Genomic DNA, 14,370 nt, shown 5'->3' on the forward strand with positions numbered 1-14,370 from the left:
AGAAATTTTTATAGACCTTATGTTAATAATAATTAATTTGTTAAATATTATTTACAATTCAGAATATTGAGGATACCCTGCATAAAACCAACTGTTTGACAATAATATAACAAACATATTGACTAATATCCTATTGATTATATTACATAAAAGGACTATAATGTTGCTGGTGAAGTTTATATATTAAAAGTACTTACATGTTTCGATAAATTATATTCCTTAGGAGGAAAGATATATGGAAAACATTAAAAATAATACTCTCTTTAGAGAAGAAAGTGATTCAATAGGCTCAAAGAAGGTTCCTGTAGAAGCATACTATGGTGTACAAACCTTAAGAGCTGCAGAAAATTTTAAGATAACAGGCTTCAGAATGCATAAAGAGTTTATCAATAGTCTTGCTCTAGTCAAGAAAGCATCTGCTATTACAAACAGAGAGGTTGAGCTTTTGAATAAAAAAATTGAAAGCGCAATTATACAAGCTTGCGATGAAATAGTTTTAGGTAATTTACACGATCAATTTATAATAGACCCAATTCAGGGTGGTGCTGGTACATCAGCAAATATGAATATTAATGAAGTAGTAGCAAATAGAGCTATAGAAATATTAGATGGAGAAAAAGGAGACTATAGTATAGTTCACCCCAATGACCACGTTAATATGGGCCAATCGACAAATGATGTTATTCCAACTGCTGGTAAAATAACTATTCTAAAGCTTCTTCCAAAAGTTATTGAACAATTAGAAAATCTGTACGAAGCATTTCTGGCAAAATCGGAAGAATTTGATGATGTAATCAAAATGGGAAGAACTCAAATGCAGGATGCAATTCCTATTAGATTAGGCCAAGAATTTAAAGCGTATAGCTCCGTGGTTAAAAGAGATATTAAAAGAATTACAAATGTACAGGAAGAGCTAAAGGTTGTGAACATGGGTGGAACTGCGATTGGCACAGGTATGAATGCTGATGATAAGTATTTTGAAAAAGTAGTACCTAATCTTAGCATAGTAACTGGTATCGATTTAGTTCAAGCTGAGGATTTAATAGATTCAACACAAAATTTAGACTGTTTTGTTTCTGTATCATCAGCTATAAAAACATGTGCTGTTAGTCTTTCAAAGATAGCAAATGATCTAAGACTTATGTCTTCAGGACCAAGAACTGGCTTTGGCGAAATAAATCTACCACCTAAGCAAAATGGTTCTTCAATAATGCCAGGTAAGGTTAACCCTGTAATACCAGAGGTAATGAGTCAAGTAGCCTTTAAAATCATAGGCAATGATGTAGCTATTACAATGGCAGCAGAAGCTGGTCAATTAGAGCTAAATGCTTTTGAACCACTAATATTCTTTAACCTTTTCCAATCTATAGAAATGTTAGCTAATGGAATTAATACATTCACAGAAAACTGTATACAAGGGATAACTGCTAATAGAGAAAGATGTAAGGAATTGGTAGAAAACAGCATCGGAATCGTAACTGCTATATGCCCTCATGTAGGCTATAAGAAAGCAGCTGAAGTTGCAAAGATTGCAATGAATACTGGTGAACCGATTAGAAATATTCTATTAAAAAATAAACTTATGACAGAAGCAGAAATAAATGATGTGCTAGATCCAATAAACATGACTGAGCCAGGTATATCAGCTAAGTATCTATTAAACTACAAGAAAATAGACTTATAAAAACTTCGGGGAAATTCCCCGAAGTTTTTATCTTTAGATACTTAGATAGAAGCTTTTATCAACTTTAATTTAGGTATTTACTTTTATTGCAGAAAAATGTATACTTGATATTAGTACCTGGTGTTAGTAATTGTTATGAATATATAGATGAAAGTGTGTAAGGAGGATATCCATGAGTTTACCTGAATTAAGAATTGGCAGTCTAGTTGCAAAGGTCCCTATTGTGCAAGGTGGTATGGGAGTAGGAATTTCCTTATCATCTTTAGCTGGTAATGTATCTTTAAATGGAGGAATAGGCGTTATTTCTGGAGTTGAAATTGGATTTGATGAACCTGATTATTTTGTTAATAAAAAAGAAGCTAATATTAGAGCATTAAGGGAACATATAAAAAGAGCAAAAGAAATCTCTAAGAATGGAATTATCGGCATAAATATAATGGCTGTTCTTAATAACTTCGAGGAAATGGTTAGAGAGTCAATTAGAGAAAAAATAGATATTATATTCTCTGGGGCTGGTCTCCCTTTGAGCCTCCCAAAATTCACCAAGGATACTAGCACGAAAATTGCTCCTATAGTATCTTCCAGTAGAACAGCTTCTATAATATGTAGAAATTGGGACAAACACTATCAGGTTGCTCCTGATGCTATAGTGGTTGAGGGGCCTAAGGCAGGAGGCCATTTAGGTTTTTCTATGGAGGGAATTTCTGATCCATCTAATGAACTTGAGGTATTAGTAGGCGATGTATTAAAGGCTATAAAACCCTTTGAAGAAAAATATAATAAAAAAATTCCAGTTATTGCTGGTGGCGGAGTGTTCAATGGTGCAGACATAGGAAGATTGTTAAAGGCTGGTGCATCAGGAGTGCAAATAGGAAGCCGTTTTGCAGCTACAGATGAATGTGATGCCTCTTATGCATTTAAGCAGGCTTATGTTCAATGTACGTCCAATGATATTGAGCTTATTCAAAGTCCTGTTGGCATGATTGGTAGAGCTATCAAAAATGATTTTCTAGCTGGGGCAGAATTAGGATTTAAAAAGCCTATAAAATGTATCACTAACTGCTTAAAACCTTGTAATCCTAAAGAAGCACAATACTGTATAGCTAGTGCCTTAATAAATGCTCAAAAAGGAGATTTATCATCAGGGTTTGTGTTTGCTGGAGTTAATGCTCCTCTTATAAAAAAAATTGTACCTGTAAAAGAATTAATGGGGGAATTAGTAAAGGAAACAACAGATTATCTTGTAGATTCCACAAATATTTAAACCATTATATTGTAAAAATTATTTAAAGCCTTGAATCTAATCAAGGCTTTAATATCATTTATGTTAGAGGCGGTAAGGCATGCTCTCTAGTAATTCCCTATCGGTATCCTTATTATTTTAAAGTCTTCATGTCTCTTAAAATTGTCATATTCCTTCCCATTTCTTTAGCCCTATAAAGCTCCCTATCTGCAATTTCCATTATGTTTGCTATTGAGCTAAAATCTGAGCTATTGCCTATGACTCCCCCTACGCTTATGGTTACATTCCTATGCTCACCTTTTTCCATATAGTAAAGACCTAATCTCTCGACTTCTGCTCGAATAAGATTTCCTAGCTCTAATGCATCCATATAGCTTAAAGGGGTGGAAATATATACAAATTCCTCTCCTCCATATCTCCCGAAGATATCATTTCTATTGCTCTGAATCTTCCTTGTACTATCTGTTATCTTTCTAAGACATATATCTCCCTGGGAATGTCCCCAATAATCATTATATTTTTTAAAGTTATCTATATCTATCATAAATAATACTATTTGTTCTTCCTTTGAGGACATCTCCTCTAGAATTTTTTTAAGATAAGCGTTTATACTTCTTCTATTTGGAACTCCTGTCAATTCATCTTCGTAGGCTTTTTTCTCAAGCATTTCATTTGCCAGCTTTATCTTTTCTAGTTCATCTTTTTGAATTGCTATCTCCTTTTCAAGCCTGGTTTTTATCTGCTCAAATTTGCCTATCGTTTCAATGTTTTTTAGCTCTATATTTATCATTTCTAATTTATTACTAAGATTAGAACTCATGACTTGTTCATTGAGACTATAATAATTCTTATAGTATTTTAGAGCATTCATATAATCTCCTTGGCTTTCATGATATTCAGATGTTAGCCTGTAGATTTGACATATTTTATTCTTAGCTCCAACATCATCTGCAAATTCAATAGCCTTTTCGTAGAAATTCAGGGTTTTTCTAGATGCCTTTACCAGGTGAAGCTGGGCAATATTTAGCAATACATCTATTACATAATATTTGTTATTTATATCTTTAAGTCTTTCAAAAGATCGAAAGTAATATTCTTCAGCCTTTTTAATATCTCCTATTTCAAAATAAACCTTTCCAATTCTATTTTCAATCTCTCCTAGACTAACCATGTCATTGCTATCAACAAGTATATCATAGCTTTTGCAATATACCTTAAGGGCTATCTCAAATTCTCCTTTATCACAGTGAATTTGGCCTATATTACTCAATATGGCAGCATGGTATAAAGAAAAATCGTTTTTAACAACAATATCAATAGCCTTTTCATAATACTCCATAGCCTTATCATATATACCTGATTCTCTGTATACTTCTCCAATGTTGTTCAAAACCCCGCTTAGCAAAAAGTCATCCCTATTAAATTCTAGCATGTCTTCTAGTTTAAGAAAATATCTTAAAGCTTCTTCATATAATGAGCTATAAAAATATGCAATTCCTATGAGATTCAGTGCCTTTACCTGACCAGCAATATGTTCTCTAGCTTCAAATATTGAAAGTGCTCTAAAGGAATAATCAAGCATACTGCTCCTATCTGACTTTATTCTGTAGGCAAAGACCATGCCAATAAGAGCATACCCCTCTTCCAATCCTAAGTTGTTAGCTTTAGCTAGATCGTAAGCCTCCTCACTTATTTCCAGAGACTTGTCCGGATTTACGGATGCTATGGTTTTTGCATGATGAAGTTTGTTATATATTTCATCTGATATTGTTTTATTCATTGTCATCAAGTCCTTGTTCACTATGTATGTGGTATTTTTTATAACCTAATTATATTATAGTTTATATCGTTTTTCCACTTAAAACTTTAAGATTTCTTAACGAAGATTCATCTGTTTTAAGTAGGGTGTCTTTGATGAATACTAAAATGCATATATAGAGCAGGTAGTTATAAATTTCATTGCATAATAAAATAAAAGCCTTGACTAGAAAATCTAATCAAGGCCTTTATATCATTTTTGGTGGAGGCGGTGGGAATCGAACCCACGTCCGAAAGCATTTTATAAAGAGCTTCTCCGAGTGCAGTTGCTAGTTTGAGTTATCGCCTCATAGGACGCCTAGCAACAGGCTTCCTACTACACTATCTCCAATTTATCCACTATAGGTCGGAGAGCCCCCTATAGTAGTTCCCTGCTTACTTGACGCCTAGCATCTAACGGGCAGGACCGTTAGAGTAGACGAGCTGCGCTTAGGCAGCTAGTGCGTAATTATCGTTTGCGTTTAATTTAAGTTTGCCACTTTTTACGTTGCTTGGCGACAACGACTCGCTACTCCAGACTAAAATAAACTCAATACTACCTGATGATCTCATAAATCAAAACTCCTATGTTCTTCATCAAACTATTCAACATCTTTATTGGAAAATTCCCATTCATCCATAATACGTTCAGCAGTAGCAACAACTCTTTGTTTCAGCTCAGTATCTTGAGCACTATTGATTTGTATGTTTTGTTCGGGTTCAATTTCAAAATCGGTAAGCTCGGATATAACTCGATTCATAGTCTCATTTGGATTTCTGTAATATTCACTGCCACGAATACGAATAAACTTCCAACCAAGTCGTTCAAGAATAGCTTGTCTTTCCATATCAGCACGAACTTTGTCATCTCCACTGTGATACAATTCACCATCACATTCAATAGCAATTTTTTTATCACCACATACCGCTACCATATCAATTCTATAAGAACCAACTGGCCACTGCTGAATAATATGATAACCGTTTTTGACAAGATAGTTTGCTACTGAAATTTCAAAAGGAGAATCAGCTTTTGCTTTTATTTCTGATTCTTGCTGATCAAAGTCCGAAGGATTAGTCACATATTCAATCAATTCTTTTCTCATATCTCCAGATTTTAAATCATTATTGACATCCAAAGAGTGGACAATCCAAAGTTGGTTTTTAGCTCTACTTACTGCTACATTATAGCGCTGTTTTGTTGATTTCCCAATACCTTCTCCTGTCAACCTTAAAGGTCCTTCACCCTCGTTACTATCAACTAAAGAAATGAAAATTACATCTCTTTCATCTCCTTGAAAATGAGAAGCATTACCACACAATATTTTCCGTTTTTCGTAGTCTTGTGGTGATATTTTCTCAATCGCAAGGTCATTGATATCTTTCGCTTGCTCGTCGCCTAACAAGGAAATTGCACCAAATGTCATTCCTTCATATTCCGGTTGTTTCATACAAGAAAGCATAAGTGCAACAATGTTCTTTGCTTCAATATCATTACACTTTCTTCTATCCCGTTGACCATCAACACGATATGCAACAGTTGCCGGTTTAATAGGTACATTACTATCATCACGTAGAGGCCTAATTTTATAATCATAAGACAAACGGTTACTATATCCTATAATGCTTGGAACACATCTAAAATGTTCCTTAAGCATAAGGGTTGGAAAAGTCGTTTTTGCAATGTCGTACAAAGACGACTTCATATCATATAGGTGAGCATTAGGAATAACTCCTTTAATGTACATATCAGCTAAATTTGACATTTTGTCTACGTCTACACCGACTGCAGAAGGACTAACTTGTTCATCATCCCCAACAATAATAATCTTTTTCGCAAGGTACATTATGGCTAATGCTGAAATATCAGACTGACTTGCTTCGTCAATAATAACAATATCGAACTTATTCTTAGTTGGATCTAAATTTTCTAATGCTTTATTTATTGGCATAATCCATGCAGGAACAGCACTTTGGCACTTTGTCATAAGTTTTTGAGCTTCTCTTTTTAATTTCGGAGCGGTTTTACCAGTACCTTTGCCAATTTTTTTTGTAGTGAGTTTCCATCCCTGCAATGCTTGTTTTTGGCTTATATCAACTTCTATTCGTGATAAAAGATAATACCATGCTAAGTTTTCAGCAAGCTTGGCGGTAGCTTTTTTTAGCTCTGAATTAAGGTACACAGATTTGTGCTGTAACTCTTCAAAAGGTTGCGCTGTAATCTCATCAATTATTCCTGCAAATTGTTTCCATTTCCAAGCATCTACAATGTTTTCAGGAACTAAACTTTCTCCGTGAATTCCTATTCTATTTTCTATCAATTTTGCCCATTCTGGAGCACGTTCAGCAATAGATTTTAGAATCCGCCTTCTTTCAGATTGATAATAATACTTTGTATATAATGCATCAAGTGTTTCGTAGTGGTCTCTATAGGCATCAACATTTTCGCTTTTTATTGCAAATAAAATATTCTTGCAAACTACTGATTGAGAACTATTGAGACCTACTTTTTTATAATTTTCTATAAATGCAGTCTCAATTCTTGGTATATTAACATAGATAATCTCAGCAAGTTTTAAATATTGTGGTACAATTTGATACATTAAGTTTATAAGATATTCGACTTCTTGAATTGGGTAAGTGTACTGCGTAGAATCATTAATACAAGACTGACAAAAGCCACAGTCTATAAACATAGTTTTTAACTTTACATAAGTTTCATTATACCAATTTAAGTAATATTCAATCTGGGTTACAAAGCTTATACAGGACTGTTCAGGTTCATCCCCAAACTCCGTAAAAGCAATACCATTATGTTTTTCAATGAGTTCCGTCCATAATTCTTTGATTGCTTTTCTTTTAAGTTTTAAGATAATGATATAAATTATGATCTTGCATTCCTCAGATGTATTGATTTCATGTCCGTTTATTTTGAGATTGGAAATCAGAGCCTTCCATTCTTTATGCATGAAAAGTGATAAACCATTTATTTTCTTACCTGCATCAAAATGAGCCTTAATTTCTTTCAGTACTCCTATACTTTTTTCAGAAATATTTTCTTCAGAAGCATCTAATCTTTTTCCAATGATTATCGGTGCTATATAGCTTGAAAACTGGTAAGTTTCTTGAATTGAATCAACTAAACTATTCCAAACATTCTTAAATCCACCGCCTTTTTTTCCTGCTAAAATTGCATTAAGTTGCCAATCAACAAATTGCTCTGATACACCACTTTTTAATACTGATCTTAACTCATCCGCTTTTGTAATATCAAAGCTTACACACAATGGCCTGCCCTCGATATTTGCAGTAAAATGATTCAAATCAATCTCTATATATCCATCAAGTTTTTGATTAATGTCTTGCAGCGATTTTATATGATTTTTCTTCTCTTCTATTAAATCTAGAAATTCAGAAGGAGAAAGTAAATCTTTCGGATTTGGCAAATTATAATTTAACTCCGTCTCTTCTTTTATGGAAATCTTATTGTTTGTTTGATATAATAACTCTAAGTCTGAAATAGACACTGGTAATGGCTTGTACAGAGATACTTTCCCAGGCAAATACGATAAGCTATCTTGGTTGTCGTGTACAAAACGAGCCGCCTCCGCTACACTATATCCTTTGCCACCTAATATAACTGTTTCATATTCTTTGTACTTTATTGAATAAAGTCGTTTTCTAACATCAGCTAAATCTTCTAAAATGCGCTCCCGTTTTTGCTTTAATTTGGTGGTATTTTCTGAAAGTTGTAATGATGTATGAGAAGATATATATTCTGTTATTCCATCGACCGAACGTTCCATATCTTTGTTGTTATCGTCTAATACAGCAACGCATAAATTTTGCAATTCTGGAACAACTTTTTCTTTGACAACAGATAAAGCCTTTTTGGTATGGCTGGTAACTAAGATGTTTTTGCCTTGTGCTAAAAAATGTCCCATTAAATTTGCAATTGTGTGTGTTTTACCTGTTCCCGGTGGTCCTTGCACTAAAACAGCATTATAGTTTTCAATTCTTTTAGCAATTTCAAGTTGTTCTTTATTTGCTTCTTTGGAAAGAAGAATATCCTTATCTTCACCGCTGATTGCTGCCAAGCTTTGGCTGAAATCAAGTTGTTCCATTCCTTCATCAAGCTGTGAAACATTTTCGCCAATTAGATTTAATAAAGGTCCAGACAATTCCCCTGTTTCAGAAATTTGTTCAATAATTTCTTCAAGTGCTTTTAATACACCACCGGTTCTCTTTCTGATGAAGAAAACTGGATTATTGTAGATAGTAACCTTATCAAATATATTTACTGTTGTATTGAAATTTTCTTCATATTTACTGTCGGAATGAAGACGATGAGCAAAGCTTTTTAAGTAATCTGGGGTATCATTTCTATCCAAAGGATGATAAAAGTTTTCTGATAATTCTTCCTTTAATCTCTTAACAGAACTATGATTTATGTAATCGATTTCTTGAAGTAGCATAGTGTAAATTTCAGAATTGGTATTGGTATCAGAAATTGTTAGAATATTATTTTGAGAATCAAAATTTAATGCAACCCTTTTCAATAATAGAGGATGATAAGTATGTATTGATGTGCTAACTTCACAGTCCAAAATACCTTGTCCAACCATAAACTCTATGGTTTCGGAATCACGTTCTAAATCAATATATGAATAATATAGTTCATTGAAAAAATCTCTTGTTTTAGCTATTTTTCTTTGACGAATAACCCATGAATCACGTTTTTTGCCCCATTCTCTATACGCTCTAACCCGCTCTTCGTCATCTGTAAACAGTACAACAATTTCTTCACCTTTATCGTACTTCATAAGTTTTTGTATTGGAGTAACAGAATGCGTAAAATCATTCCAATTGCTTTCAATCCATTTACTTAGCGAAGATGGCATTGATGGACATTGTTCAAATTCGGGTTTTCTAACTTGTAAAATTATTGCAGACTCTGTTCCCTCATCATTAACTTCATCAGTTCTATCAAAATAATTAAAAACGATATTTTCTTCATCAACTGGAATTTCGTATACAAACTTACACCACTGTTGTTTTCTTACATCAGTAATCACTTGAATCCGCTGAGCATATAATTCTTTAATATATTTAAACAAGCTAATTGCCTTTTCTGTATTATTCATAATCATTCGCCTCATTTCCACAAATTTGAATTCTTCATGAGCATATCATAAAGATGTTAAGTACAATACCCAGATAGAATATTGGGTTAATGTCATCTTAAAGTCTTGTCTTAATAAGTCGTCAGATTCATGCAAATGCGCTTCCAGTTTTAGTATATTTATAATTTTAAGCTTTCTTTCAGTTCATTTCAAATTCAGTAATATCAACTATGTTCCGGTTCAAGCACTTACAAATTTTATAAAAGCTTTCCAAATTTATAGGTTGCATTCACTTAACCGAATCGAAATTTTATATGCGATTTGCGCCTATTACTTTAAGCTATCTCTTTAATCTGTCTTATTAAATTTTTTCAATTAAGTACTTCCATAACTTATCATAGTTCATGGCCATTTTGTTCCCTCTTAGCTATGGGGCATTACACTGACTATATTTTATCATAGTAAAAACGAAAATTGAATATTACCTTACAATAATATAAATTATGAGTTTACAAAAATAAAAAAACTGTTGATTTAAATACCTTCTTATACACAGACTAAAATAGATTCCTATAATCAAAGGGTCAGGCTTGAATTATTCCCTTTTTTTCTTATTCACGTTCCTGTCCTCTTACTTGTACAGCTCTTTATTTTAGATAACATTGATAATAGGATATTTAACTTTCTTGCTAATTTTGTACCCGTCATATTAGAATATTTTTCACTTATTAATACGATAGCTTTTCTTATATCTGAGTATTTCTGAGTATTTTTTTATTAATTCTAAGTAAACTTGTTTATCTCCCTATTTTCCGAAAATAAAATCTTAATTGCTACCTCATGCCACTACATGAAGTAAGCACCCTTTGTGTTCTATTCTGGGCCTTCTAGCCATCTTGTCAACTTTTTATTTTTTTCTTGTATTTTTAATAAGTGAATAATTCAAGCCCGACCCCTTTTTGTTTCTGCAGTCTCTTTGATTGTGCCTTCAGAAATAAGAGCAGGAAAAACAACCTTGAGTTGAGAATCTAAGCAAATGCAATAAAAAAACTCATTTGTTCTTCCTATAAAAAAATTCTTTATATAATTAGCGGCTATTTCCATATTTTTTAATTGAAGTAATATCCTTAGGATCAGAATCAAATACTCCTGAAAGCGATCCGTAATTCATTATTAAACTATGTGCAATCTCATTTGTATCTTTATATGGTATTGAATAAAACGATAATAGTTCAAGAACTTGATGATCCTCAAATCCATCAAGTCCTTACTTAAGAAGTCTGTTTTTTACTCTCTTTCTATGTCCCTCATGTAATTTCTTTTCCATAGCACACCTTCATGTATAATTACTTATTTACCTACAACCATTCTACATAATTATTCCAATTCCTTTTTTATCATACAATATTATTTGTCCTTAGAATGATTAAGACCTACAATGCTTACATTGTGTTCACCGCCGACTACACTACTCTAACTTTTCTTAAATGTTATTAACTCATTTCCTAAATCAACATCAATAGTTCTATAATTTGCGTTCATCCAGCCATAAGCTACAGAATGTGTCTTAGTGTTAGACCAAAAAGCACGATGTACTTTTGCCGATAATGGTAATGAATCGCCTATTAAGCTCTCAATTTGAGCAAAAGACAAAGTCAGCTTATCCTCATTGCTTTTCTCTAAGAACCTAGTTAAACCTATGTATTTATCTCCTTTTGGCATACCCATCTTCCCCTTCCAGTATATTAAAGTAAATAAATCTTATTCCTCAACTTCTATTAAATTGTTCATACTTATTAATATATAATCAACGTAAAAAACTTCCAAAGTTTAATGTCAAATATTTCTTATAAAGCATGTTTTAAATAATTACTCCTTATACCTAATATCAATTACAATTTTTCTAAGGATATAAAGTTCAAATACTCTCAACTCTACATTTTTTGAAATATAATTGCTAATTGAACCATTGAGTCGTCCTCAGGAAAGCTTTTATAACATCTTACCAAAATAATAAATTAAATCTACCTAATGTTAATACTTATTTGGATCCTTAATGTAATCAACAACATAATAATCCATTTCTTTTTGTATTAATTTATAAATCCAATAATATTCTTTTATTTCTATAGCACCTTTTTTCTCTTTCTTTATTTTTTCATGTGCCCATACATAATATGTCTCCCCATTAGTCCTTACTTCACCAATTTCTAATAATAAATATTTTTCTTTAACATCTCCTCTGTTGAAATTTACTATATTTTTAGAAGCTTGACTATCCTTTAAAACTAATTCTAATACATAATCCTCCCCATTATTAACATACTCAATCCATTCATAATTAAATCTTGCAATAGAATCAATTATCTCTTCTCTATATGAATAGAACTCTCCCTCAAACTCATACCTCTCATTATTATCGACAATAATTGAAGTTTGTATTTCATTAAGATATAAGTCTTCTAAATCTGGATTATACTTGAGTCCAGGATTATTAGCATACTCAATTATACGTTTAACAAAAGTATTTTCAGTAGTATTTTCTGTAGTAATCTGCTCATCACTTCTCATAAAATACAAAATTTGCTCGCTTATTTCTTCAATTGCTAGGTCACTATTTTTTAATAACTCTTCAAATTTATTGCCATTTTCTATTATTTTACTATTTGATTTATTAATTTGAATATTATAATCTTCAATAAGTTTTTCATAATTTTCTGCTTCTTCAGCATGATCATCAGCGTATTTTTGGGCTCTATCCAAGTCTCCACTATAAAATATACTTTCAAATTCCTTATTTATTTTATTATACTCTATTTCTAATTTGTTTTTTTCTTTTATATTCTTTTCAATATTATATAGTGCTGTTTTTATCTCGCTTATATTTTGATAAGGCTTTATTATCTGTTCTACCCAAACTTTACTCTTTGAATTATAAGCAGACTGCTCAAGTAAATCAACATGATTAAAGAAATAGCTAATAAGTTTACCTAACTTTAATAACTTATCAACTTCTTCTTCTAATTTTGTAGTGCTGTAAAATTGTCCTGTAGCTTCAAGATTGATCCTTTCGCCCATACTTAAAGTACTATCCATAGCATCAGTTAAAATTCCATTACTCTCATTTTCTATTAGATGATACTGTCCGGCTATCTTATTAGTAATGCAATTTAACACACTCTCTCTGTCATATTTATCAAGCATTCCAAGTATCTCTTTCAAATATAAATCATCTTTTTCATCCCAGTAAACTCCTAAATCTCCAGTATCATTTATATATATCTCAATTAATGCCGCCTCATCAATTGTAGAAAACTTTATATTGTTTTTATTGAAATTTTTGAGTATTTCGTAATCGACCTCATCATCATAATAAGTGCTATTTGTAAATTCATACTCAAGCTGCAAAAGTCCATTTTTAGTTTTGTTTTTGCATATAACTTCAATAGCACTTATAATATTTTTGTGTTTTTCTGTTTCCTTTATGTTGGTACTAATATAACTTATCATTTTATCAGTATCATTGTTCTTTAAAGCTTTTTCAAAGGTTGTTCTCTCAATTATTGGATTAAAAAGATAATGTAAAAGTGCAATTAAAATACAAAAAATAACTGTCACTGAAAATAATTTAATAGAGCATGTATATATCATAGAAGATTTTTGTTTATTTTGAACTTCATTACTATCAGTTTTTAATCCATCAGGAATATATTCTTTACTCTCTTCTACATAGTCATAATCTTGTGCTTTATTATTTTCTTTATCTATAGCTTACCCTCCTTAATTTTCCTCTAATATTAAATTTGATTCAGGAAAAATTTCACGAATAGCGCCCTTTAATTTCATATATATTATTAATTTCTCCTTAAATCTTCATATTCCTTCTAAAATTAACAATATACCACATTCTAATTTCGTACTAATTTTATTTTGAAATCATTTTATTAAAGATACATCTTTTCAAAATCAAATGCTAAAGATATAATATAATTGAAAATAATTCTCACATGATAACAAGAAAAAATATTAAGATTATACCCCATTGATTGAATACCGATAAGATAAAGCCAACAACGCTTACTTTACTTGCGTTGTTGGCTTTATAGAATAGGATTGTTACTTTGTTATTTATGCGTTTAATTGTCTACTAAAATAACTAAGCAACCTATTTAGCCCCCTAACCGTTTTGGACAATCACACACGATTATAGTAAAATATAATCAACAGGAGGTTGCCAGAATGAGAAGCAAAAATACAAGATATCCAGAAGAATTTAAACGTCAAATTGTTAAAGAAGTAGAGGAAGTTGGTAATGCAACTTTAGTAGCAAGAAAGCATGATATTGTCCCAGGCACGGTTACAAGATGGGTTAGAGAATCAAAGGAAGCTAACAAAACGAATAATCCTCTTAATATAGATTATAGCACTAATTCCTCCTTAGATAAGGAGAATGAGCAACTAAAGAAGCTATTAGGCGAAAAGGATCTTGAAATAGCAATCCTTAAAGACCTACTAAAAAAAAC

Annotated in this window: 7 protein-coding genes and 1 other RNA gene; 3 read left to right on the forward strand and 5 right to left on the reverse strand. The window is 31.8% G+C overall.

All coding sequences use genetic code 11. The features are described 5' to 3' along the window. The first annotated feature begins 235 nt into the window (after positions 1–235). Positions 236–1,684, forward strand: coding sequence for an aspartate ammonia-lyase (locus BLV37_RS02565; protein ID WP_091726814.1), 1,449 nt, complete (start codon positions 236–238; stop codon positions 1,682–1,684). 172 nt (positions 1,685–1,856) lie between these two features. After that, complete coding sequence (locus BLV37_RS02570) at positions 1,857–2,948, forward strand: NAD(P)H-dependent flavin oxidoreductase (protein ID WP_091726816.1); 1,092 nt, start codon at positions 1,857–1,859, stop codon at positions 2,946–2,948. Positions 2,949–3,060: 112 nt separating this feature from the next. On the opposite strand, the gene BLV37_RS02575 is transcribed toward BLV37_RS02570, so the two are convergent. From BLV37_RS02575 to BLV37_RS02600, 5 genes are all read right to left on the reverse strand, one after another. Then, positions 3,061–4,707: a diguanylate cyclase gene (locus tag BLV37_RS02575; protein WP_176967831.1), complete on the reverse strand. Its 1,647-nt coding sequence runs from the start codon at positions 4,705–4,707 to the stop codon at positions 3,061–3,063. A 238-nt stretch (positions 4,708–4,945) separates the two neighbouring features. Next, positions 4,946–5,285, reverse strand: a transfer-messenger RNA (tmRNA) gene (gene ssrA / locus BLV37_RS02580). 41 nt (positions 5,286–5,326) lie between these two features. Then, entirely contained in the window at positions 5,327–9,868 is a 4,542-nt protein-coding gene (locus tag BLV37_RS02585; RefSeq protein ID WP_176967832.1) for an AAA domain-containing protein, read from the reverse strand. Between the two features lie 1,452 nt (positions 9,869–11,320). After that, positions 11,321–11,575 (reverse strand): DUF7662 domain-containing protein, encoded by a 255-nt coding sequence (locus tag BLV37_RS02595; protein WP_143031470.1) that lies wholly within the window; start codon positions 11,573–11,575, stop codon positions 11,321–11,323. 306 nt (positions 11,576–11,881) lie between these two features. Further along, positions 11,882–13,498 (reverse strand): hypothetical protein, encoded by a 1,617-nt coding sequence (locus tag BLV37_RS02600; protein WP_091726827.1) that lies wholly within the window; start codon positions 13,496–13,498, stop codon positions 11,882–11,884. A gap of 588 nt (positions 13,499–14,086) precedes the next feature. Between BLV37_RS02600 and BLV37_RS02605 the strand changes: the two genes are divergently transcribed. Continuing rightward, the coding region (locus tag BLV37_RS02605; RefSeq protein ID WP_091726831.1) for a transposase at positions 14,087–14,370 on the forward strand (284 nt) is incomplete at its 3' end.

This window comes from Proteiniborus ethanoligenes (genome assembly GCF_900107485.1).
Classification (GTDB): domain Bacteria; phylum Bacillota; class Clostridia; order Tissierellales; family Proteiniboraceae; genus Proteiniborus; species Proteiniborus ethanoligenes.

Excerpts from the sequence above, each read along its gene's own strand:
- BLV37_RS02565 (WP_091726814.1), top strand. The coding sequence starts at position 236 with ATGGAAAACATTAAAAATAATACTCTCTTTAGAGAAGAAAGTGATTCA.
- BLV37_RS02585 (WP_176967832.1), bottom strand. The coding sequence starts at position 9,868 with ATGAATAATACAGAAAAGGCAATTAGCTTGTTTAAATATATTAAAGAA.
- BLV37_RS02575 (WP_176967831.1), bottom strand. The coding sequence starts at position 4,707 with ATGAATAAAACAATATCAGATGAAATATATAACAAACTTCATCATGCA.
- BLV37_RS02600 (WP_091726827.1), bottom strand. The coding sequence starts at position 13,498 with ATGATATATACATGCTCTATTAAATTATTTTCAGTGACAGTTATTTTT.
- BLV37_RS02570 (WP_091726816.1), top strand. The coding sequence starts at position 1,857 with ATGAGTTTACCTGAATTAAGAATTGGCAGTCTAGTTGCAAAGGTCCCT.
- BLV37_RS02595 (WP_143031470.1), bottom strand. The coding sequence starts at position 11,575 with ATGGGTATGCCAAAAGGAGATAAATACATAGGTTTAACTAGGTTCTTA.